The sequence below is a fragment of the Nonomuraea sp. B19D2 genome (assembly GCF_040137845.1).
GTDB lineage: Bacteria > Actinomycetota > Actinomycetes > Streptosporangiales > Streptosporangiaceae > Nonomuraea.
Genome location: NZ_JBEFAK010000030.1, coordinates 59,418 through 81,441, shown reverse-complemented (window position 1 = coordinate 81,441; position 22,024 = coordinate 59,418). Strand labels below are relative to the sequence as shown.

Annotated in this window: 17 protein-coding genes; 7 read left to right on the top strand and 10 right to left on the bottom strand. The window is 70.8% G+C overall.

Annotated features, from left to right (window positions below; genetic code table 11):
- Positions 1 to 41: 41 nt before the first annotated feature.
- From ABN273_RS39805 to ABN273_RS39795, 3 genes are all read right to left on the bottom strand, one after another.
- Positions 42 to 251: a serine hydrolase gene (locus tag ABN273_RS39805; protein WP_349454528.1), complete on the bottom strand. Its 210-nt coding sequence runs from the start codon at positions 249 to 251 to the stop codon at positions 42 to 44.
- A gap of 277 nt (positions 252 to 528) precedes the next feature.
- The gene (locus tag ABN273_RS39800; protein WP_349454469.1) at positions 529 to 1,512 is read right to left on the bottom strand and encodes a hypothetical protein; all 984 of its coding nucleotides are present in this window, start codon (positions 1,510 to 1,512) and stop codon (positions 529 to 531) included.
- Between the two features lie 472 nt (positions 1,513 to 1,984).
- Complete coding sequence (locus ABN273_RS39795) at positions 1,985 to 3,223, bottom strand: DUF418 domain-containing protein (RefSeq protein WP_349454467.1); 1,239 nt, start codon at positions 3,221 to 3,223, stop codon at positions 1,985 to 1,987.
- Between the two features lie 213 nt (positions 3,224 to 3,436).
- Here ABN273_RS39795 and ABN273_RS39790 point away from each other — a divergent pair, with 213 nt between their 5' ends.
- From ABN273_RS39790 to ABN273_RS39780, 3 genes are all read left to right on the top strand, one after another.
- The gene (locus ABN273_RS39790; protein WP_349454465.1) at positions 3,437 to 3,652 is read left to right on the top strand and encodes a hypothetical protein; all 216 of its coding nucleotides are present in this window, start codon (positions 3,437 to 3,439) and stop codon (positions 3,650 to 3,652) included.
- Between the two features lie 79 nt (positions 3,653 to 3,731).
- Complete coding sequence (locus ABN273_RS39785) at positions 3,732 to 5,516, top strand: ABC transporter ATP-binding protein (RefSeq protein WP_349454463.1); 1,785 nt, start codon at positions 3,732 to 3,734, stop codon at positions 5,514 to 5,516.
- Between the two features lie 104 nt (positions 5,517 to 5,620).
- Positions 5,621 to 6,148, top strand: coding sequence for a hypothetical protein (locus tag ABN273_RS39780; RefSeq protein ID WP_349454462.1), 528 nt, complete (start codon positions 5,621 to 5,623; stop codon positions 6,146 to 6,148).
- A gap of 384 nt (positions 6,149 to 6,532) precedes the next feature.
- Here ABN273_RS39780 and ABN273_RS39775 read toward each other — a convergent pair whose 3' ends face one another.
- Positions 6,533 to 7,651 carry a sensor histidine kinase gene (locus tag ABN273_RS39775; protein WP_349454460.1) on the bottom strand — a complete coding sequence of 373 codons (1,119 nt, stop codon included), beginning with the start codon at positions 7,649 to 7,651 and terminating at the stop codon, positions 6,533 to 6,535.
- A complete protein-coding gene (locus tag ABN273_RS39770) occupies positions 7,651 to 8,319 on the bottom strand; it encodes a response regulator (protein WP_349454459.1) in 669 nt (222 codons plus the stop codon). Before ABN273_RS39770 ends, ABN273_RS39775 begins: the two co-directional genes overlap by 1 nt.
- Positions 8,320 to 9,082: 763 nt before the next feature.
- On the opposite strand from ABN273_RS39770, the gene ABN273_RS39765 reads away from it, so the two are divergent.
- The 3 genes from ABN273_RS39765 to ABN273_RS39755 all read left to right on the top strand — a co-directional run bounded on the left by ABN273_RS39765 (position 9,083) and on the right by ABN273_RS39755 (position 14,253).
- Complete coding sequence (locus ABN273_RS39765; RefSeq protein ID WP_349454458.1) at positions 9,083 to 9,850, top strand: SDR family NAD(P)-dependent oxidoreductase; 768 nt, start codon at positions 9,083 to 9,085, stop codon at positions 9,848 to 9,850.
- A 140-nt stretch (positions 9,851 to 9,990) separates the two neighbouring features.
- Positions 9,991 to 11,220 (top strand): cytochrome P450 family protein, encoded by a 1,230-nt coding sequence (locus ABN273_RS39760; RefSeq protein ID WP_349454457.1) that lies wholly within the window; start codon positions 9,991 to 9,993, stop codon positions 11,218 to 11,220.
- Between the two features lie 237 nt (positions 11,221 to 11,457).
- Positions 11,458 to 14,253, top strand: a complete 2,796-nt coding sequence (locus ABN273_RS39755) for an AAA family ATPase (RefSeq protein WP_349454456.1) — start codon at positions 11,458 to 11,460, stop codon at positions 14,251 to 14,253.
- Positions 14,254 to 14,414: 161 nt separating this feature from the next.
- On the opposite strand, the gene ABN273_RS39750 is transcribed toward ABN273_RS39755, so the two are convergent.
- The 5 genes from ABN273_RS39750 to ABN273_RS39730 form a co-directional block, all read right to left on the bottom strand.
- Entirely contained in the window at positions 14,415 to 15,479 is a 1,065-nt protein-coding gene (locus tag ABN273_RS39750) for a ferritin-like domain-containing protein (protein WP_349454455.1), read from the bottom strand.
- Between the two features lie 232 nt (positions 15,480 to 15,711).
- Positions 15,712 to 16,446 carry an alpha/beta fold hydrolase gene (locus tag ABN273_RS39745; RefSeq protein WP_349454454.1) on the bottom strand — a complete coding sequence of 245 codons (735 nt, stop codon included), beginning with the start codon at positions 16,444 to 16,446 and terminating at the stop codon, positions 15,712 to 15,714.
- A 7-nt stretch (positions 16,447 to 16,453) separates the two neighbouring features.
- On the bottom strand, positions 16,454 to 17,173 hold the full coding sequence (locus ABN273_RS39740) for an alpha/beta fold hydrolase (RefSeq protein ID WP_349454453.1): 720 nt from the start codon (positions 17,171 to 17,173) through the stop codon (positions 16,454 to 16,456).
- Entirely contained in the window at positions 17,170 to 18,132 is a 963-nt protein-coding gene (locus ABN273_RS39735; protein WP_349454452.1) for an alpha/beta hydrolase, read from the bottom strand. The genes ABN273_RS39740 and ABN273_RS39735 overlap by 4 nt, the downstream gene beginning before the upstream one ends.
- 130 nt (positions 18,133 to 18,262) lie before the next feature.
- Positions 18,263 to 21,010 carry an ATP-binding protein gene (locus ABN273_RS39730; RefSeq protein ID WP_349454450.1) on the bottom strand — a complete coding sequence of 916 codons (2,748 nt, stop codon included), beginning with the start codon at positions 21,008 to 21,010 and terminating at the stop codon, positions 18,263 to 18,265.
- Between the two features lie 354 nt (positions 21,011 to 21,364).
- Here ABN273_RS39730 and ABN273_RS39725 point away from each other — a divergent pair, with 354 nt between their 5' ends.
- Positions 21,365 to 22,024, top strand: a complete 660-nt coding sequence (locus ABN273_RS39725; RefSeq protein ID WP_349454527.1) for a sigma-70 family RNA polymerase sigma factor — start codon at positions 21,365 to 21,367, stop codon at positions 22,022 to 22,024.

The window sequence follows — 22,024 nt, the reverse complement described above, 5'->3', positions numbered from 1 at the left end:
GGAGGGCAGCGGATCAGCTATCAGCTTCGCCTCAGCCGAGCCTAAGCAGCAAAGCACGTTCGTGACATGCCGAGCGGCCGCCAGGTTCTGTTCTGGGCGAGTTGGTCCAGGGGCGTGGCGGTGAGATATTCGGCCAGCCAGCCGAGGATGATCGCGGAGCGGTCGGTGTATTCCACCGCCTGATCCGGTTGGCGCTGCAACGCCCGTGCAGGACACCGTCGCGGATGGCTCGCGGGTCGGCGCCGTACGATGGCCTGAGGTTGGCGCGGAGCGGCAGCTCCGCGGTGTGGGCGAGCAGATGCAGGGGGTGACGTGGCCGAGAGGGTGGCCGACGACCTCGGGCCAGAAGGTGGCCAGCGGATCGTCCAGCGGCAGCGCCTGCTCCTGCCACAGGGTGCCGATGAGCGCCCACAACTCGGCGTCGCTCATGGCCTCGAACCGGGTCAGGCTGCACGACGCTCCGGGCGCCCGCAATGCCGCGGCAAGGCTACCGTCGCAGGAGGACAGCAGAATGACCCGACCGGATGATCAGGCGGTGCTCGGGCGGCCTACGGCGGCCGTGAGCTCGCGTACCCCCGGCACGCGCGGATAGTGAGCGGCGAGGTCGTCAGCGATCCTCCGGATCGACGGCCGATCGCGGACCTCGCCGGGCGCCTGCTCGTGTGCGGCCAGCAGCGCAGCGGCGGTCTCCTCTGGCTGGCGCGCCTGCCACCAGACCCGCGCCATGTCCGTATGCAGCCGTCCACGCCGCTCCGGCGTGGGGAACATGCCCGGGTGCAGGCCACTGGCCACGCGCAGCGCCGCGCCCGAATCCCCCAAGGCGTAATGGATGTCGACCTCGTACAGGCGGACGAACGCACGCGCGCCAGCGCCTGGCTGGCCCGCGACCCGTGCAAGCCGGTCGGCCGCCCGGTGCGCGTCGCCTACCTGCTCCAACGCGCCCGCCCTGTCACCTGCCCAGCTAGCCGCGTACGCGTTGGCGCACATCAACCGCATGTAGGTGTTGGCCTGCGCCGGGGTGCGCAACCCCGTAGCCGCCAGCCGGTCTATCGCCCGCTGGAAGACGGTGGTGGCGGCCTGGTGGCGTCCCTCCGTGCGCAACACCATGCCGAGCGCCCGCGCGCTGGCGCCCATCGCTACCGGATCCTCGGAGCGGTCCGCGTACAGAACGGCCCGGTCCGCGGTGATCCTGGCCGTCGGCTTGTGGCCGACCTTGTTTATGGTGTCCGTCGCCAGGTCGTAGCAGCCCGATAGCAGCGCCCATGCGTCCGGCGTCTTGGAACGTTCGGCCATGTCGCGTGCCGACGTGAGCAGGCCGGGCAGTTGCGACACCAGCACGGTCAGCGCGCTGGTGTCGTACTGTTGCCGCGCCAGCTGGAGCCGACGCCTGAGCTCCTCCGGTCCGGCAGGAGTTCCCGGCTCCGGCGTCACGGCGAGCATGTCGTCGAACCGCTGGAGTACGTGGACGGGGATGCTCAGCCCTACCGCGGCCAGCAGTGCGCGTCGCCGCATAGGATCTCCCTCTGAATCGGATCTTTCACTCACTGTAACCATCGCTCGTCGGCAGACACGGCCGCCACACACCGATGTGGCGTCGGAGTCAGGTAGCCCCAGCTGCCCGGGAGGCACCTGATAGAGCCGGCAGAAGGTTCCGTGGCTTGGACAGTGAGAAATGGGACCGATTGTCAGTCAGTCCTGGGACCATTTAGCGATCACTCGGCCATGATCTGAAGGCGAGCTGTGGTACCACTCCGAGCGATCGCCTGGCGGAGCGCAGTCAACATACACAGCGCAACAGGAGTGGTGCTATCGCTGGTTCGGGTGGTGGGCGGAGCCAGGCTGCACACGAACTGGCGGCCCTCGGTGCACCTTTCGGCGACGAGCCAGGCTTACGGGTGGAAGCCTGCAAGGATTATGCGTTTGCTGGATCCTTGAGCGGTCCAGGCCGGGGTGGGACGTGGAGGCGTCCCACCCCGGCCTGGTCTCATCGGATGTACTTCGCCGGCTTGGTGGCGGCGTTGAGCAGGTACTCCAGGGGTCCACGCCGGAAGAAGCGGGGCCAGATCGCGGCGAACACGATCGCCCCGAGGACGTACATGAGCAGCGGCACCCATGACTGGGTGCCGGACTCTCCGGGCAGCACGGACTGTGCGATGAAGTGGCCGACGTAGGCGGTCAGGGACATGGTGCCCACAGCGATGACCGGTTTCGCCAGGCGGCGCAGTCGCGGCAGGCGGTCCATCGCCACCGTTGCGCCCACGATCACGAGGATCGCGACGCCGACGCTGCCGATGATGTCGAACGTGGTGCCGCTGTGCGGCCCGGCCGTCAGGAGCATCGACGCCGGCATATCGGGGAACGACCCGCTGTCGAGGGGCATTGACCCGGAGCCGCTGGACGACGGCCCGTCTTCCGAGAGGCTCCGCAACGCGTCCTTGCCGGCCAGTAGCAAGGACATGCCATACGCGGTCGCGGTGAGGGCGGCGCCGAGCGCGGCCAGGCGCCGCTGGACAGTGCCGGAGGACAGGTCGAGGCGGCCCAGCGCCATGCCCGCGATCACGAACGACATCCACGTGAGCGCCGGGTAGAAGCCGGTGAGCAGCAGATCGAGCACTCCCACGTCGCTGAGGCGGTGGAGCGGGTCGTAGGCGTTGATGCTCTGCTGGACCGATTCGGTCAGCAGCGAGTTGAGGGCGAAGGCCAGCTGCGGTGTGACGAGGGCGAGGACGGACGCGGTGATCGCGAGTGTCCTGGCGCGCAGTCGCACCAGGGGCAGGGCGAGGAGGAAGAAGACGCCGTAGAAGTTGAGGATGATCACTCCCCCGTAAACCATTGCCATCGCGGTGCCCAGCGCCAGCAGGATCACGGCGCGGATCGCGATGCGGGCTTTCGCCTGCCGGCCGGCCAGGCCGGTCTTCGGCTCTCTGCGGCCGGCGATCAGCATCAGGGAGAACCCGGCGAGAGTGGCGAACAGGACCGATGAGTGACCGTCCGACAGGTACCGGATCCAGCTGGCGACGCCGTCCGTGGCCGACAGCGGGGGGCCGATGTGCACGACGTACATGCCGAACACCGCCAGTGCGCGGGCCAGATCCACCCCGACGAGGCGTCCCATCGAGGGACGGGGCGAGGCCGGCACGGCGGACTCGGGCGGGGTTCGGGGCTGCGGAGGCGACTTCTCCTGCAGAGCCGGTGTCTCCTGCGGCGGCTGCGTCTGTGTCATACGGAGAATCTCGTGTGGACGTCAGGGGGTGGACCATCCGGCAGTCTTCGGTACCGCCCCCGCCGATCGGCGGGTACCGCCCTGCCGACCGGCGGAGTCTCGTCCCCGGCCGGTCCGGTGCGACCGGACGGCGGTCTTCTTCAGCCACTCGGCGGGGGTGGACCCGACAGTTGCCGGGTGGGCGTGGGGCGGACGGGCTTCCAGGCTGGAGGCATGACACACCGTGCGCGACACAACGAGCGCGAGGGCTTCCTCGGATCATCGGCCGACGTACCGGGCCGTGACGCCGTCCCCGGCAGCGGCGAGTTTCTGGAATTCCTCGGTCTGACGCTGGCGGCGGGCGCCTTCGTCCTGTTCGTCGTCCGTCCTGAGGTAACCGAAGCGTTGGTGCACACCCTCGCCACGAGTACAGCCGGACTCGGCCACTGACCCGACACCTGATCATGTACGCACTGGTGCGCCGGACCGCTGATGCGGTGCCTGGCAGACTGCAGAAGAAAGGAACTTCGTGAACACCGCATCCGCCCCGACGACGGATGAAACTTCCCTGTCCGACCGAGAGACGGTCAAGGCACTGTGCGCCTATGTCCGGCCGCACCGGTGGGCCGTCGCCCTCGGCCTGCTGTGCGCCCTGGTCGGGGCCGCGGGGGGACTGCTGCAGCCGCTGGCCACCAAGGCACTCGTGGATCGGCTCGCGACAGGTGAGACAATTGCCGGGATCCTGATCGTGCTCACCGCGCTGGTGCTGCTGGGCACGGCGGTCGAGGCGTTCGGCGCGTATGTGCTGGAGCGGACGGCGGAGTCGGTGGTGCTGGCCGCGCGGCGCACCCTGGTGGGGCGGTTGCTGCGGCTGCGGATCGCGGAGTGGGAGCGGATCCCGCCGGGTGATCTGATGTCCCGGGTCACCTCGGACACGACGCTGTTGCGGGCGGTCAGTACGCAGGCGGTCGTGTCCGCGGCCACGGGTGTGGTGGCCTTCGTGGCGGCGATCGTGATGATGGCGTTCCTGGATGTCGTACTGCTGGGCGTGACGCTCGGTGTGGTCGTGCTGGTCGGCGGGGCCGTCGCCCTGGTGATGCCGAGGATCGCCCGCGCCACCGAGCGGTCCCAGCAGGCGGTCGGGGAGATCTCCGTCGCGCTGGAGCGGGCTCTCGGGGCGCTTCGCACCGTGAAGGCGTCCGGTGCCGAGGAGCGGGAGACGGCCCGGGTGGAGGCGGCGGCGCGGCGGGCGTGGCGGCACGGCGTGAAGAGCGCGAAGTGGGAGTCCGTGGCGGGCTCGGCCGACGAACTCGCCGTACAGCTGGCCTTCCTCGCCGTGCTCGCGGTCGGCGGGGCGCGGGTGGCGTCCGGGGAGATCCCCGTGTCCACCCTCATCGCCTTCCTGCTGTACCTCTTCTATCTGATCGAGCCAGTGTCCAAGCTGGTTGACGCCGTGTCCTCCTATCAGGAGGGGGCGGCCGCGATCTCCCGGATCGCGCAGGTGGAACGCCTGTCGACGGAGCCGACCGCCCGGCAGGAGGGCGCCCTGCCCAGGCAGGGGACAGCGGTGTCGGGTCCGGCGTCGGTCCGCTTCGAGGATGTGTCCTTCCGCTACCGTCCGGGCCTGCCGTACACCCACCAGCAGGTGAGCTTCGAGGTACCACGCACCGGGATGACCGCCTTCGTGGGCCCCTCGGGCGCGGGCAAGTCGACGGTGTTCGCGCTCATCGAGCGGTTCTACGAGGCCATCGGCGGCCGAGTTCTGGTCGACGGCAAGGACGTACGGGACTGGTCACTGCCTCAACTGCGCTCCGCCATCGGCTATGTCGAGCAGGACGCTCCGGTGCTGGCCGGCACGCTGAGGGAGAACCTGGTCTTCGCCGCGCCCAATGCGACGGACGACGACATCCGCGACGTCCTGGCTCGGACGAAGCTCGACACCCTCGTCGAGCGCCTGCCCCACGGCCTGGACACCCCGGTCGGATACCGCGGTTCGAAGCTGTCGGGCGGCGAACGGCAGCGCATCGCCATCGCCCGCGCCCTGCTCCGCAAGCCCCGGCTGCTGCTCCTGGACGAGGCGACCTCGCAGCTCGACGCGGTCAACGAGCTGGCGTTGCGGGACGTCATCACGGAGGTGGCCCGCGAGACCACCGTGCTGGTGGTGGCCCACCGCCTGTCGACGGTGACAGGTGCCGACCGGATCGTCGTCATGGACGCCGGCCGGGTCCGTTCGGTGGGCACCCATGAGGAACTGGTGGCCCAGGACTGGCTGTACGCGCAGCTGGCGGCCACCCAGCTCCTGGCCCCCGCGTGATGACCCATCACACGCAGGGTTGTCCGATCGTCCACTGCCCCACTCCCGACCGGACAACCCCACGCACCGACACTCACGGAAACCAAGACCGCGAAAGGCCCCTTATGCGCACCGAGTCCGCCATCCGTTGCAGACGTGTGGTGTGGGACTGGCTGGCCCAGCCGACTGCGCTGTTCGGCGGCGTGTACGGGCTCCTGGTGTCGAGTTCGGCCGTTGCCGCGCTGACGCAGTTCGGCGAGGCGACTCGGGCGGCGCGCATGGATGACGCTCAGTGGGTCCTGTTCACCGCCCTCGCCTCGGCCCTGGCTCATGGTTATGCCCACCAGATCGCACACCGCGACGCGCAGGGCCATCCCGGCGTACGGGGTGTGATGCGTGCCGTGCTCGCCGAATGGCCGCTGGTAGTGGCGGCGTTGCCCACCACACTGCTGCTGTGTGGGTCGGGCCTTGGCTGGTGGCGTTCCCAGGGCATCGAGTACGTCGCCTTCGGAATCAACACCGTCCTGCTGCTGTGCTGGGGCCTGCTCGCCTCCCGGGCCGCGGGCCGCACGTGGGGACAAGCCGTCAGGATCGGCTGTACCGACGCGCTCCTAGGGGTGGCCGTCGCCTTGGTCAGCACCCTGCTGAAGTGACGCGGCGACTTGTCACAGCTGCCGGTGAGGAGGGCGTGGCCGATGTCGCTGAGTCGCATATCGGCCCTGTTCGGTCTCCGTCAGGCCGCTGACGGAGGCCACAGGCGTCGGTGAGCCCGCGGGCGAGATCCACACTGGTACGGCCGCCTGGGACGCCTCGTCAAGCTCCCGTCGTCCGCCCGTGGGCGAGGCGGGAAACCAGGGCCGTCAGCCTGGTGTCGGGATCTTCGCTGTCCTGACGCGGCACCGGACACGGTCAGGACGGGGAGCTGGACGAGCGTGCAGGCCGGGCGGAGCACGGGCGCCAGCCCCCTCTCCTTGCCGGACGCGGACCACGAGTGGGTCTCGTGAGCCGCAAGCCGACGGAACAGCATGAGGGGTCGGTCAGTCCGCGCTGAGGGGAATCCGCAGCCGCACCCGGTAGCTGCCCTCCGTGGTCGGGCCCGCATCCAGGGTGCCGTGCAGGATCTCGGCCCGTTCCCGCAGACCGACCAAGCCCTGCTGCGAACCGGGGAGGGAGAGGGAGGGACGCGTGGGCGGGGTGTTGGTGACGGTCACTCCCACGTCGTCGCCTTCCTGCCACAGCTCGACGCAAGCGGTGGCGCCGGGGGCGTGCTTGCGGACGTTGGTCAGCGCCTCCTGGACCGTGCGGTAGATGGCCCGTTGCGCGGGTGTGCCCACGGTGGGCGACAGCTCACCCGTCAGCTCCGCGTGAGTGCCGCTTGATTCCACCAGTTTGCGCAGGTCGGCCAGGGTGGGCTGAGGAGTCAGCTCGGTGGTGTGGCCGCCGGAGGCGCGCAGCAACGTGACCATGGTGCGCAGTTCGTTGAGCGTGGCAACGCTCAACGAGCGGATGGTACGGGCAGCCTGCCGGGCCTCCGGGTCCTTGGTAGCGACCTGCAGGGCTCCGGCCTGCACCGCGATCAGGCTCACCTGGTGGGAAACCACGTCGTGCATCTCCCGAGACAGTTGGGCACGTTCCCTGGCGACCGCGGCCTGAGCGTGCAGGACACGTTCGTGTTCCCTTGCCTCCTCGATCTCCTCCAGGCGCCGGGCCAGGTCCCGTCGCGCCTGGACGAGCTGACCGAACAGGACCGGGGCGACGGCGATCGCCAGGTTGTAGACGAAGAAGAGCAGCGTAAAGGTCTGGCCGACTTCGGAGAGGTCGGAGGGAGGCCACGGAATGCTGCCCGCGATGGCGGTCAAGGCGACGCATACCGCGAGAAAGCGGCGGTTGCGGGAGCGTTCGGCCACGGTGAACAGCGCCACGAGCGGAGCGACGGCCACCTCGGTCGTGACCATGATCGGCAGGGTGAGCAGGAAGACGGCGAACGGGAATCTGCGCCGGAAGACCAGCGCGCCGCAGCCGAGCACGGCGAACGCGACGCCGAGGCGGGTTTCCTCCCAGGTGTTCACCCACACGTCCAGGGCCGCCACCGCCACCAGGGCGAGGTCGACGACCGGCGCGGGCACGCGCCCCCACAGGGCGCCTGCGCGGCTCATCAGCCGGCCTGTGACTGCTTGCGTTCGTCGAGCAGCCCGGCCCGCTGTGCCAGCAGTGCGGCCTGTACCCGGCTCGTCACCCGCAGTTTCGTGAGGATCGCGCTGACATGGTCTTTGACCGTGCCGGCGCCCAGGTGGATACGCGCCCCGATGTCGGCGTTCGATAACCCCTCCGACACCAGGACCAGGACGTCACGCTCGCGGGGGGTGAGCAGCCGGACGCGAGCCGCCTCCTCGTCGACAGCCGCCTCGGTGCCGGGGTGACTGTGCAGCAGTGTCCGCGACGCCTTGGGGGAGAGCACCACACCGCCCGCGGCCAGGGTGCGCACCAGGTGGGCAAGCTGCTCCGGCTCGGTGTCCTTGAGCAGGAAACCGGCCGCACCGCAGTGCAACGCGGTCAGGATGTACTCGTCGGCGTCGAACGTCGTCAGCATCGCCACCCACGGCGGATCCGGCATCATCCGCAGCTCGCGCAGGATGGTGAGCCCGTCGACGTCCGGCATCCGGATGTCCAGCAGGACCACGTCGGGCCGCTCCCGGCGGACGGTCTCCACGGCCTCGCCGCCGCTCGCGGTCGCGACAACTTCAATGTCCTCCGACGCGCCCAGAATGAGTTCGAAGCCCGACCGGACCAGTGCCTCGTCGTCCACCACCACTACCCGTATCACGCGCGCTCCGCCTCACCTTCGTTCATGCCGCCCGGCTCATACCGTCTCGACCCTAAAGCCCCCAAGAGCCCCGGCGGGCCGGCGAGGCGCTGGAAGCCCCACGGCAGGTCCCATCTGGGCCTCCCTCTGAGGCGGTGACGAGCAGGACCTCGCCCACGGCGATGACGACGACGTCGACGAGCTCGACCTTGCTCCGCCGGTCACCCGGCCCTCTCCCGGCAGCGGGGAGGCTCAGGGCGACCGCATCGAGGACCCCGGCTTCGGCGATTTCTACGCCGATGCGCAAGAGCTACGCGCGGAGGTGGATGCGCGGGATCACACCGACCGTGCCGCCGATCGTGAACGTCGCCGGCGGGGGTGGCCACGGGCGGCCGCTCGTACCCATGTCCTTCCCTGGCCCCGGTTGACCAGTGAGACTCCCTGGTGCGATCCGGAGGGCAACCACGCGATTCTCGTCGTGCCCGCATTTCGTCCGAGCACAGGAGAAGCGGTCATGGACATGAAGCCGATGACCCCGCCCGGCTCGCCCGGCGTCGGTCATCGTCGGCACGTCGGTCACGTCTCAGACGCCGGGCAGGGCTCAGGGCCTGCACCTGGTCGTCAACGAGCTCCACGCCGCGTACGACGAGCTCAAGCGGCTCGGCGCCGACCCGGGCGAGGTGTTCCACGACGCCGCCGCCGTCACCGTCACCGGCCGGCGTGGCACCCAAGGCCCATCAGCAAATGATCCGCGTCGCCATCGACCCGAGGAGATGAGGCAGTCATGTACGAACGGCCGTTAGACGGAGCCGTCGCGCTCGTCACCGGCGCCAGCAGCGGAATCGGCGCCGCGACCGCGCGCCGCCTCGCTCGCGAGGGCGCGGCGGTGGCCCTGGTCGCGCGTCGCCGCAACCGCCTGGACCAGGTCGCGCGCGACATCGCGAAGCTCGGCGGAGAGGCGGTCGCGTTCGAGGCCGACATCACCGAGCCCGAACGCGCCGACGACGTGGTGCAGGACACGCTGGATCGGTTCGGGCGCCTGGACATCCTGGTCAACAACGCCGGGATCATGCTGCTCAACTCGGCGCTGCACACCACCATCGAGGAGTGGGATCGGATGATCTCGCTCAACGTGGCGGCGCTGCTGCATGTCACGCACGCCGCCATCCCGCACCTGATCTACGCGGCGTCGACATCCCCGCGGCAGGTGGCGGATCTGGTGAACGTCAGCTCGACGGCCGGGCGAGTCGCCCGCCCGGGGAGCAGCGTCTACGGCCTGACCAAGTCCGGGCTGAACGCGTTCGCCGAATCGCTTCGCCAGGAACTGGTCAGCGAACGCGTCCGGGTCAGCGTGGTGGAGCCCGGCACCGTGGACACCGAACTGGTGAACCACCTCAGCGACACCACCCGGGACACGGCCCGCCGGCAGATCGACGGAATCGAGGCGCTGCGGCCGGAGGACATCGCGGACGCAATCAGCTACGTCGTCACGCGAGAGCGGCGGGTCGCCGTCAACGAGATGCTGGTTCGTGCCGGCGACCAAACATGGTAGCCGCGCCTGCTCGAGCGCGAGGCTACGAAGACCAGTGCCGGCGACGTCCATCGTCGCATCGCCGGCACCGCTGAGGACCGACCGGAGTACGCGGCTCAGCCGCGACCGTGAACGCTGCTGCGACCGTAAGGAGAAGACACATGTCCCAGCCTTCCCCGTTCGTCATCGACCCCACCGGTGCCGACCGGCATGCTGAATACCAGGCCCTGCGGGCTCGTGGCCCGGCCACCCCCGTGGACATCCTCGGCCTGCGCGCCTGGGCAGTCACCGACCCCGCCCTGCTCAAGACTCTGCTCACCAGCCCCGATGTCTCCAAGAACGGCCGCGCCCACTACCCGGCCTTTCAGCAGACGATCAGCACGTGGCCGCTCGCCCTGTGGATCGAGGTGCAGAGCATGCTCACTGCGTACGGCAACGACCACCGCAGGTTACGGCGGATGGTCGCGCCCGCCTTCAGCGCACGCCGCATCGCCGAGCTGAAGCCGACCATCCGATCCCTGGTCACCGAGTTGATCGACGACCTCGCCGCGGCACCCCCCGGCCAGGTCGTGAACCTGCGCGAGCGACTGGCCTACCCGCTGCCCATCGCCGTGATCGGCCACCTGATGGGCGTACCGGAAGACCAGCGGGACGATTTCCGGCAGCTCGTCGACAACGTCTTCGACAGCACGCTCACCCCTGAGCAGGCCCAGGCCAACACCGCACGCCTTTTTGAGACCATTGACCAGTTGATCGCCATCAAGCGCGGCAACCCCGGCGACGACATGACCTCCCTCCTCATCGCGGCACGCGACGAGGAGTCGGACGGCACCGGCTTCACCGATGTCGAACTGCGCGACACGATGATTCTGATGATCAGCGCCGGGTACGAGACGACCGTCAACGTCATCGACCAGGCCATCTTTGCGATGCTGACGTCCCCCGACCAGCTCCACCTCATCCGCACCGGCCGGGCTACCTGGGAGGACGTGGTGGAGGAAACCCTTCGCGCCGAGCCCGCCATCAAGTACTTGCCGCTGCGCTTCGCCGTGACCGACATCAAGCTGCCCGACGGACAGGTCATCGCCGCGGGAGACCCCATCCTCGCCGCGTATGGGGCCGCCAACCGTCACCCGGACTGGCACGGGCCGGACGCCGACACCTTCGACGTCACCCGCAAGGTGAAGGACCATCTGGCGTTCGGCCACGGCGTGCACTTCTGCCTCGGCGCTCCCCTGGCCCGGCTCGAAGTCGCAGAAGCCCTCCGCCAGCTCTTCGAGCGTTTCCCCGCCATGTCACTCGCGGCACCGGCCGACGCGTTGCGGCCGGTACCCACTCTCATCAGCAACGGTCACCAGGAACTCCCCGTGTACCTGCGCGCCGTCGAGTAGCACCGCCGGCCGCCGGCGTCCGGCGCGCCGAGCGGGACAGCGCGTTCCTCTTCGCCACCGCACGCTGAAAATCAAGCAGGCGGGAACCGGATCCGGTTCCCGCCTTCAGCGTTGTCGGCATCCGGCGTCTGAAACTCCGCCGCCGAAGACCCGCGGCCCGTGTCGCCGCTATGTCTCAGATAGGATCTTGCGCGCCAAAGGCACCATGCATCGGTAAACCCCAGCGAAGGTGACACCGTGACAGAGACCGCGCCGCTGCGGGGACGGCATCGCGAGTTGGCGGAGCTGGACGCGCTGGTGGACCGTGCCCGCGCCGGTCACAGCGGCGCGCTGGTCGTCTCCGGCGAGGCCGGCGTCGGCAAGACCGCGCTCGTGGACCGCGTGGCGGCGCGCGCCGCGACCGACGTCCGGGTCGAGCGCATCGTCGCGTCGGAGTCCGAGATGGAGCTGGCCTACGCCGGCCTGCAGCAGTTGTGCGGGCACATGATGAGCTCGGCCGGGCGCCTGCCCACCCCGCAGCGCGAGGCGATCGAGGCGGCGTTCGGCCTGCGCCAGGCCTCCGCGCCCAGCCCGTTCCTCGTCGGGCTCGCACTGCTCGGGCTGCTCACCGAGGCGGCGGGCGACCGGGCGCTGCTCTGCATCGTCGACGACGCGCAGTGGCTCGACGAGGCATCGGCGCGCGCTGTCGCGTTCGCCGCCCGGCGTCTCGACGCCGAGGGGATCGCCATCGTGCTCGCCATGCGCACGGTCGGCGAGGTGTTCGCCGGGCTTCGGCAGATGGTCGTCGAGGGGGTGGGTCACGACGACGCGCGCGAGCTCCTGCGCCTCGCGGCCCCCGGCGGCCTCGACCGGCGGGTGCGCGACCAGCTGATCGCGGAGGCGCGCGGCAACCCGCTCGCGCTGCGGGAGCTGCCCCGGGCGCTGAGCCCGGCCGAGATCGCCGGCGGGTTCGCTCTCACCGGCGCGATGCCGCTGGAGAGCCGCATCGAGCAGAGCCTGGTCGCGCAGCTCGAGCCGCTGCCCGAGCCGGCGCGCCTGCTGTTGCTGCTGGCGGCTGCCGACCCGACCGGAGATCCCGAGCTGCTGTGGCGTGCGAGCGCGGCGCTGGGACTGGGCACGGAGGACTTCGACGCCGCCAGGGACGCCGACGCGCTCGTCGTCGGCACGCGCGTCGGCTTCCGCCATCCGCTCGTGCGATCGGCGATCTACCGGGCGGCGTCGCCGGAGGACCGGCGGCGCGTCCACGCCGCACTGGCCGACGTCACCAACGTCGACCAGGACCCGGATCGCCGGGCATGGCATCGCGCCAGCGCGACGCTGCGCCCGGACGAGGAGGTCGCCGCCGACCTTGAGCGGTCCGCGGTGCGTGCGCGGACCCGCGGCGGCGCGGCCGCCGCGGGCGCGTTCCTGGAGCGGGCGGCGGAGCTGACCCCCGAGCCGGTCCGCCGCGGGCAGCGGCTGATCGCGGCCGCCGAGGCCAAGCACGAGGCGGGCGCGCCCGCAGCGGCCCTGCGCCTGCTCGACACCGCCCGCGACCATCCACTCACCGCGTTGCAGGAGGCGCTCGTCGCCCGGCTGCGCGCCCGTGCCGGATACGCGCTGCGGCGCGACAGCAGCGGGCCGCAGCTCCTCCTCGCCGCGGCGCAGGGTCTCGAAGGGCTCGACCCGGTGCTCGCCCGAGACACCTACATCGAGGCGCTGTCGGCCGCGATCTACGGGGGTCGGCTCGGTGACGCCGAGCAGGTGGCCGCGGTCTCGAACGCGATCCTGGAGGCGACCTCCGGTGAGGACTCCGACCGTGCGCGGGACCTGATCCTGCGCGGCCAGGCGCTGCTCGCCGCCAAAGGGCAGGAGGCCGCGCTCGAGACCCTGCGCCGGGCGCAGCGCGCCTTCCTCGAGCAGGCCCCCGACTCGCTCGAGCTGCACTGGATGTGGTTCGCCTCCCGCGCCGCGCAGGACCTCTGGGACGCCCGCGCGCTCCGCGCGCTCGCCGATCGGCAGGTCGAGCTCGCCCGCGCCGAAGGCGTCGTGACGGTGCTGCCGATCGCCCTGAGCCTGCTGATGGTGGCGCAGACGGTCGATGGCGAGCTGGACGCGGCCGAGGCCTCCTGTGACGAGATCGACGCCATCAAGGACGTCACCGGCCACCCGCTGCCGCAGTACGGGCGGCTCTTCCTGGCGGCGTACCGGGGACAGGCCGGCGAGGCGGAACGCCTGGCGGCGCAGATCCGACCCGACGCGCAAGCGCGTGGCGAGGGCTACGGTCTGAGTGCGGTCAACTTCGCGGAGGCCATCCTCTACAACGGCCTGGGACGCTTCGCCGAGGCGGTGGCCGGCGGTCGCCGTGAGCTGCCGTACACGCACGAGCTGAGTCATGCGATGCGCACGCTGCTCGAGCTCGTCGAGGCGGCCACGCACACCGGTGAGCGCGAGCTGGCCGAGCAGGCGTTCGAGCAACTGGCGAACGTCACGCGGCCGGTGGGGACCAACTGGGCGTCGGCCGTGCTGGTGATGGCAGAGGCGCAGCTGCACGAAGGCGACGAGGCCGAGGCCCGGTACCGGGATGCGATCGAGCGCTTCGAGCGCGAGCGGATCCCGATCATGGTGGGGCGCTGCCGCTTGTTGTACGGGGAGGAGCTGAGCCGCCAGGGCCGGCACGACGATGCGCGCCGCGAGCTCCGGGCCGCGTACGAGTTGTTGTCGGGCATCGGTTTGAACGGCTTCGCCGAGCGGGCCGCACGCGCGCTGAGCGCGAGCGGCGAGACCTTGCGCGTGCGCGCGCACGGGTCCGCGGCGCAACTCACCGACCAGGAGCTCAACGTGGCGCGCCTCGCGCGCGAAGGACTCACGAACCGGGACATCGGCGCGCGGCTGTTCATCAGCGCGCGCACCGCCGAGTACCACCTGCGCAAGGTCTTCATGAAGCTCGGCATCAGGGGGCGCGCCGAGCTGAAGACCGCGCTCGCCGAGCTCGACCAGGCTGCGCCGGGCACCGGAAAGCCCATGGGCGCGGAACCGATGCCCGGGCCCTGACCGCCCTCCCTTGCCGCCGTCGGTGCCGGGTTCGCCGAGGCAGCCCAGGCCATCGCCACAGCCGGTGTGGCAGGCGGTGCGGTTCGGTCAGCTGCGGGGGCTGGCGGCAACGGCGTTCTCCATGGGTTGTGCGGGGGTCGATACGGTGCCGTAGAACCCGATCAGTCCGGCGATGACGCCGGCACGTACTCGAAGGTAGGGCCGGCCGTGGTGCCGTCCGCGTCGGGCATCAGCATCAGGGCGCCGGCCTGGGCCTTGAGCGCGTACATGGTGCCGACGGCGGCCCCGAGCAGTTTCGGGTCGCCGTCGAAGGCCTGCTCCAGCTGGTTCAGCAAAGTGCAGTAGGCGCGGTTGAACTCTTCCTGCGCGGTACGGATGTCGCTGCCCGGGGCGTGATCGAACAGCCGCGGGTTGGGCCGCATCGGGCGCACGCTGGCCAGGTTCATCGAGATCGGCTCGCCGGTCGGCCCGGACTGCGGGGTGTCGCCGCGCCGGTAGCGCCGGCCGAGTTTGAGCTCCTGGAAACGGTAGTAGTGGGCGACCTCGTCCCGCTCGGGGTGGAAGATGTCCTGGTCCCCGTCCCAGACCTCGCCCCGGGCCGTGCCCTCACCCTGTTCGACGATCTCCTCCAGCGCCCCCAGCGCCGACTCCAGATCCTCCACCGCGAACAGCGAACCCGCGGTGTGCCGGAAATGGCTGCCGCGCACCTGGCGGGCGGGGTCGCCGCAGAAGACCTCTCGCTCGCCGAGCTGCTCGCACAGGCGGCGCAGTCCTTGTTCGACAGCGTCGTAGAACTGCCCGATCGTCTCGTAGCCGTCGCCTTGCGCCGGGGCGCCGGGCGGCGCCGGCCGCTCCAGGCGCAGGAACATCTCCAGGGCCTCCGGGCCGAACGGGAGCAGCGACAGTTCCAGGTCGCTGTGGGGCAGCCGCCGGGGATGCGGCGGCAACATCTCCGGCATGTCGAGGCGCGGCCGGCCGCCGACGGCGTTGAGCAGGTTCGCGGCCAGCGCCAGGTGCAACATCTCCTCGGCGAAGACGCTGCCCACCACCTCCATTGCCTCCGGGTTGCGCTCCGGGTCCAGGGAGTACAGCGCGCACAGGTACGGCGGCAACGTCGCGTGTTCCAGCTCGACCGCCCACTGCAGGTGCTCACGCAGGCTGTCGAGGGTGTCGATCCGTGCCGGCCCGGGAACAGCGACAGTCCCCTGCGGTTCCAGATTCTTCATCAGATTCCTACTCCATTCGGTGCCAACCGGTCGCCAGCTAAGACCGGACAGCTCCCCGCACTCGTGACAGCTGCCGGGAATTTCGTCAGTTCTGCATCGGACACCATCAGGCCGTGGCCAGCCGTTGGCGGGCGCGCAGGCGGCGGCGCTCTTCCGGAGTGGTGCTCTGGGCCGGGGCCGGCAGGCGGATGGGGCTCATCGGCGCGGCTGCCGGCCCCTTGGGGCCGCCGGGTCAGGCGGCTTGGTGGCGCTGCCAGTGCTCCTCGAGGGCGGCGGCGACCTGCGCCGGCCGCTGCAGCAGCGGCCAGTGGTTGCAGTCGAGCTTGATCACTCGTTCCGCCCGGATGGCCCGGCCCAGTTCGCCGGCGAACTCGATCTGACAGGCCGGGTCGCGTGCGCCCCAGAACACGAGGCCGGGCGCGGTCAGCTTCACCAGGTCGGGCTCCCACTCGCTGCCCATCCGCGCCGCGGAGCGGTAGAGCTGGAGAATGCTGTCCTTCATCGGCGCGTCGACGTACCGCACCATCTCCTCGGCCAGGTCGGCGGGCACCTCGAAGCCGGTGATCAGGTCGTCGGCGAAGCCCTGCGGCGTCAGCTCGGCCATGAAGCGGTCCCCCTCGACCGGGTCCTGCCAGATCCTGGCCAGCGGATGCCAGACGTACCGAGCACTGATGGGACCGTTGCCGCCGGCCCAGGTGCGTACCAGGTCCGGGCGCAGGGACGCGACCCGGGCGGTGAGGATGCAGCCCCAGTCGTGGCCGACCAGGTCGACCGGCTCGCCGACCGCCTCCAGACGGCCGATCAGCCAGTCGGCGTACTCCTCCTTGGTGCTGCCGAAGCCGTCCGGGCGTGGCGCGCCGAAGCCCGGCAGGTCCCAGGCTTCCACGTCCGTGCGCATCAGGTGCCGGCGGACGCCTGCCCAGACGCGGTGGGTGTCGGGGACTCCGTGAATGAGGATCGCGGGCATGGGAGCGTCACTCCTGCGTGTGGTGGGCGGCGTCGAGGATGGCGGCGGTCACGGCGTCGGGCTGCGAGGCGGCGATCGCGTGTGAGGCGCCGGCGACCTCGCGGGTTCCGCGGGAGCCGGCACGTTCTGCCATGAAGCGCAGCGCCGCGGCCGGGATGTTGAGGTCGCGCTCGCCGTGGACGAACCAGGACGGGGTGGTGCGCCAGGCGGGCCCGTCCGCCGTCAGGGCGTCGGTCAGCGCCCGCTCGGTCACCGGCCGCTGGGTCGCCGCCATCAGGGCGGCCTCGTCGGCGTCCAGGTCGGCGCAGAACTGGTGGTGGAACTTGTCCGCGGCGATGCGGAACTCGTTGCCGCCGGAGGCGACCGGGTAGGCCTCCAGCGCGCCGGCCAGGGTGCTGCCCTCGAACTTGCCGGACAGCAGGAACGCGTTCTCGCCGGGCTCTGGGGCGAAGGCGGCGACGTAGACCAGGGCGCGGACGGCCGGGTTGCCGGCCGCGGCCTGGGTGATCACCATGCCGCCGTAGGAGTGGCCGACCAGGACGACCGGGCGGCCGATGCCGGCGATCACGTCGCGCACGTACGCGGCGTCGCCCTCCACGCTGCGCAGCGGGTTGGCCGCGGCGACGGCGGTGAGCCGGTTGCTGTGCAGGCGCTGGATGACGCGGTTCCAGCCGGCCGACTCGGCGAAGGCGCCGTGGACCAGGACGATGACGGGCTGCTCGCTCATGAGCCGGCCTTTCCGGTGGTCAGGGCGGTCTTGAGGACCTCGATGGCCTGGGCGATGGCGGCGCCGGTCGCCGAGGTGGAGCGGACGGGGTTGAGCATCATGAAGTCGTGCAGCGTGCCGTTGTAGCGGACGCTGGCGGTCGGCACGCCGGCTGCGGTCAGCTTGCGGGCATAAGCCTCGCCCTCGTCGCGCAGCACGTCGTTCTCGTCGACGACGACGAACGCGGGCGGCAGGCCGGCCAGGTCGTCGAGGGTGGCGCGCAGCGGTGAGGCGGTGATCTCGGCGCGCTGGGCGGGGTCGGTGGTGTAGGCGTCCCAGAACCAGGCCATCGCCTTGGCGGTCAGGTACGGGCCGTCGGCGAACTCGCGGTAGCTCTCGGTGTCCTGGGCGGCGTCGGTGACCGGGTAGTACAGCGACTGGTGCACGAAGGTCACGTCGCCGCGCCGCTTGGCCAGGATGGTCAGCGCGGCGGTCATGTTGCCGCCGACCGAGTCGCCGGCCACCGCTAGCCGGGACGCGTCCAGCCCCTCTGCCACGCCGTGACGGGTGATCCACTGGGCGGTGGCGTACGCCTGCTCGATCGCGACCGGGTAGCGGGCCTCGGGCGAGCGGTCGTACTCGACGAAGACCAGCGCTGCGCCCGCTCCGACGGCCAGCTCGCGTACCAGCCGGTCGTGGGTGCCCGCGTTGCCCAGCACCCAGCCGCCGCCATGGACGTACAGGACGGCCGGGAGCGGGCCGGACGACGCGGCGGGCTTGACGATCCGCACCCGCACGTCGCCGACCTCGGCCGGCACCGTGATCCACTTCTCATCGACGTCGGGCTTGTCGATCGGGGCGGACTGGAGGTCGTCCAGCACCTTGCGCGCGCCCTCGGTGCCCAGCTCGTACAGGAACGGGGGCTTGGAGGTCGCCTCGGCGAGCTCCTGCGCCGCCGGCTCCAGGATGTTGTCGTTCATGCGGATTCCATCTCTCTCACCACGGTTCGAAGTGACTCGCCCACTTAGACCGGGCGGCGCCTGAATCCGTGACACCGGGGATCGAGAGGAATACCGACCAGTGGACATCGGCACCCGACACGGTCGCGGGTCAGGCCGTGGTCGCCGTGCCTTCGAGCAGCGTGGTGCTGATCTGTTTGCGGGACACAATGCCGAGCTTCGCGAAGACCTTGCGCAAGTGCCATTCGACGGTGTGCGGGCTGATGAAGAGCTGAGCACCGATCTCGGGGTTCGTCAGCCCGTCACCGGCCAGGCGCGCTACCTGCGCTTCCTGAGGGGTGAGCGTGGCGCGCGCCTCGACGGTGCGCTTGCGTACCGTCTCGCCGGTGGCCTGCAGCTCGCGCCGGGCGCGTTCCGCGAACGCCTCGGCCCCCATCTGGCTGAGCATCTCGTAGGCGATGCCCAGTTGCTCGCGTGCGTCGGCGCGGCGGTTCTCCCGCCGCAGCCACTCACCGTAGAGCAGCCGGGTGCGGGCGAGTGCCGTCCGGACCTCGGTGCGGCCGAGCCGGTCGATCGCCTCACGGTACAGAGTCTCGGCGGCCGGGCCGTCGCTCACCTGGGCACGCGCGCCCGCCGAGGTGCCGAGGGCCCAGTCGGTGCCACTGGCCTGTGCCATCTCGTCGAGCCGCTGGGCGGCTTCGGCGGCGCGGGCCGGCCTTCCGGTCCGGACTGCGGCCTCGACGAGTTCGATCAAGGACCTGTTGTACGGGCCGCCGAGCTCCTGTGGATGCCCGGAGCCTCGCTCGGCGGCGGCGTACGCCTCCTCGTAGCGACCGAGGCCGTTGCAGAGCACCGCGCTCGCCCATTGGGGGGCGGTCGCCAGCTTGCCTTCGCCTTGAAGGGCCGGTTCTCGCGTGACCGCTTCGATCACCCGGCGTGTCGTGGCTTCCCGGCCCCTCCAGGGCTCGAGCACCAGGGCCGCCCACAGGGCGAAGAAGCGGCTGCCCGTCACCTCACCGACCGTCACCGCCTCGGCGAGCAGCGCATCGCCGACGGCGAGCTCGCCGGCGAGTGCCCGATTCGACACGCGCATATGGAGAGCGAACGGCAGCACCGACAGTGCCCCCGTTCCGCGTGCCAGGTCGACCAGCCTCGCCGAGAGCTGCGACCAGCTGTCGAAGTCCCAGACGTTATGGCCCATGCGGCACGCGAACGAGAGCCAGCCAAGGCCCTCTTCCCTGGAGACCCCTTGGGTGCGGAAGGCGTCCAGGGCCTGCAGCACCATCGGCACGCCCGCCGGGTAACCCTCAGTGGCCAGTGTGGCCACGCCGTTGAGGAACAGATCGTTGCGCTCCGGTGGCGGCCCCGGCGGTGCGGCGAGCGTCGCCTTGGCGACGTCCACCAATTGAGCGCCGCTCGGCAGGCGGCCGGCCGTCATGGCCGCGTTCAGCGCGTCACGGTAGGTCTCGCGGGCCAGTCCGGGGTCCAGCGGCTCGAGTTGCCTGGCGGCCCTGAGCAGCAGCGGCAAGGCGGCGCCGCCACTTGTGGAGGCGAACATGATCTGACCGCGCAGCAGCTTGGCATGGGCGAGTCCGCGTTCGTCCGGGAGGCTGAGTTCCGCAGCGTTCAGCAGCTCGAGCGCGGCGTCGAAACCGCCGGCCTGATACTTGGCCCGTGCCGCCGCCAACGCTCTGGCTCCGCGGCGTGCGGGATCGGGGGTCAGCTCGGCCGCCCGCTCGAGGAACGCGGCCGCCGCCGCGACTCCGCCGCGCGCCTGCGCCCGATCGGCGGAACGCTCCAGCTCGGCGGCCACCGTCTCGTCCGGGCTGGCCGTGGCGTTGGCGAGATGCCATGCCCGGCGGTCGGGATCGGCTTGCTGATCGGTCGCGTCGGCCAACGCGCGGTGTACGTTCTGCCGGTTCTGCGGGACCGCCACGCGGTAGGCCGCTGAGCGCACGAGGGGATGACGAAAACGCACCCGGGTCCCGATGGTGATCAGCCCCGCCGCTTCAGCCGGCGCTGCCGCCGCCGCTTCGACTCCCAGCAGCTCTGCCGCTCGTGTCAACAAGGTCACATCGCCCACCGGCTCGGCCGCGGCGATGAGCAGCAGCTGCTGCGTCTCGGCCGGCAGCGACTGGACCCGCCGCAGGAAGCTCTCCTCGATCTGGCCGGCCAGCTGCCGCGCGTCAGGCCGCCCGAACCCACCTGCCAGCTCCGCAGGCGTCAATCCCCGTGGCAGCTCGAGCAGGGCCAGCGGGTTTCCCTGCGTCTCTGCGACGATCCGGTCCCGGACCCGCTCGTCGAGTCGTCCAGGAGTCACGGAGTCCAGCAGGGCGCGGGCGTCGCTGTCGCTCAACCGTCCCACCTCGAGCTGCGGCAGCCCCGACAACTCTTCGAGACCGGGCTCGCGCACCGCGAGCACCAGCCCGACCGGCTCCACGAGCAGGCGCCGCGCGACGAAGGCGAGAATCTGCGCCGAGACCCGGTCCAGCCACTGGGCGTCATCGATCAGGCAGACCAGCGGCTCCTTCTCCGACACCTCGGCGAGCAGGCTGAGCACCGCCAGCCCGATCAGGAAGCGGTCCGGTGGCGTTCCCGCGCTCAGGCCGAACGCCGTCCTGAGCGCGTCACGCTGCGGCTCCGGCAGGCGACCGAGACGATCCAGAAACGGGGCGCACAGCTGATGCAGCCCGCCGAAGGCCAGCTCCATCTCGGACTCGACGCCCACCACTCTGGCTGTCCGGCAGCCGGACGCGCTGCTGCGCGCGTAGTCCAGCAGCGCCGTCTTGCCGATGCCGGCCTCGCCGCGCAGGACCAGGACCGAGCTGTGGCCGGCCTGCACCGTCGCCACGAGCTGATCCAGCGTCTCGCACTCGGTCTGCCGCCCACGAAGCTGCACCCCGGGACTTCTGCTTGCCATGGCCCCCCGCCGACCGTTTGCCCGTTGACCGATGACTGCCGAACGTAGGAGGCTACGGCGCTACGTCTCAGATCGACGGGCAGCCTACCGTGTCGACCGGCTCGGCGGACAACGTGATCACGGAGACGATGACCGTCAGCCCCTATCGGCCGAGGTCCGCGGTGGCGTCGGCAGCTCGTCACCGCCCCCGGGGGGCCTACCACGGGGCCCAGTGGTCCGGGCCAGGGTACCGACCAGGCTCTCCCCAGGGCGCGATGGAGGGGCCTGAGGAACGACCGTGATCGCAGTGGCATCGCCGGATGCTGGGGTGCGAACGGAGCCTGGATCGTGACCATGAACCTGTTGGAGTCGCGCAGCGACCACGCGGAGCAGACCGATGACCGGTCGATCAGCAGAGGGGACGCAGCCGCTTCGGCGTTCGTCAGCGCCGCGCCCCGGCTCTTCACGATCGGCCTGCGCATCCTGCAAGACGTGGGCGAGGCCGAGGACGTGGTGCAGGAGACGTGGCTGCGATGGGCCCGCGCCGACCGCTCGATCGTCAACAACCCGTCCGCGTTCCTCGCGCTGACCACCACCAGGCTCGCCATCAACGTCGCCCAATCCGCCCGCAGGCGCCACGAGACCTCCGCCGGCCCCTGGCTTCCCGAGACGTCGGACCGCTCTGTCAGCCCCGAGACGGCAGCCGAACGACGCGAGGCGGTCAACACCGCGCTCTGGTTGCTGCTGGAGAGACTGTCCCCCGCCGAACGCGCGGCCTATCTCCTGCGCATAGCCTTCGACTACCCCTACCGCCGGATCTCCGAGATCCTCCACCTGGGCGAGGACCACGCGCGACAACTCGTGCGACGCGCCCGCGACCACCTCGCCACCGAGCGACGCCACCCGATCAGCACCACCGCGCACCGGCGCCTCGTACGGACGTTCCTCGCCGCGGCGGAGACCGGCGACCTCGCCGAACTGGAAGAACTGCTGGCCGCCGACCTCGCCCGCTAG

Bases quoted from the DNA above. Each gene is read 5' to 3' on its own strand.
- ABN273_RS39795 (WP_349454467.1), bottom strand. From the start codon at position 3,223: ATGACACAGACGCAGCCGCCGCAGGAGACACCGGCTCTGCAGGAGAAG.
- ABN273_RS39725 (WP_349454527.1), top strand. From the start codon at position 21,365: ATGAACCTGTTGGAGTCGCGCAGCGACCACGCGGAGCAGACCGATGAC.
- ABN273_RS39760 (WP_349454457.1), top strand. From the start codon at position 9,991: ATGTCCCAGCCTTCCCCGTTCGTCATCGACCCCACCGGTGCCGACCGG.
- ABN273_RS39740 (WP_349454453.1), bottom strand. From the start codon at position 17,173: ATGAGCGAGCAGCCCGTCATCGTCCTGGTCCACGGCGCCTTCGCCGAG.
- ABN273_RS39750 (WP_349454455.1), bottom strand. From the start codon at position 15,479: ATGAAGAATCTGGAACCGCAGGGGACTGTCGCTGTTCCCGGGCCGGCA.
- ABN273_RS39780 (WP_349454462.1), top strand. From the start codon at position 5,621: ATGCGCACCGAGTCCGCCATCCGTTGCAGACGTGTGGTGTGGGACTGG.
- ABN273_RS39745 (WP_349454454.1), bottom strand. From the start codon at position 16,446: ATGCCCGCGATCCTCATTCACGGAGTCCCCGACACCCACCGCGTCTGG.
- ABN273_RS39800 (WP_349454469.1), bottom strand. From the start codon at position 1,512: ATGCGGCGACGCGCACTGCTGGCCGCGGTAGGGCTGAGCATCCCCGTC.
- ABN273_RS39775 (WP_349454460.1), bottom strand. From the start codon at position 7,651: ATGAGCCGCGCAGGCGCCCTGTGGGGGCGCGTGCCCGCGCCGGTCGTC.
- ABN273_RS39790 (WP_349454465.1), top strand. From the start codon at position 3,437: ATGACACACCGTGCGCGACACAACGAGCGCGAGGGCTTCCTCGGATCA.
- ABN273_RS39735 (WP_349454452.1), bottom strand. From the start codon at position 18,132: ATGAACGACAACATCCTGGAGCCGGCGGCGCAGGAGCTCGCCGAGGCG.
- ABN273_RS39765 (WP_349454458.1), top strand. From the start codon at position 9,083: ATGTACGAACGGCCGTTAGACGGAGCCGTCGCGCTCGTCACCGGCGCC.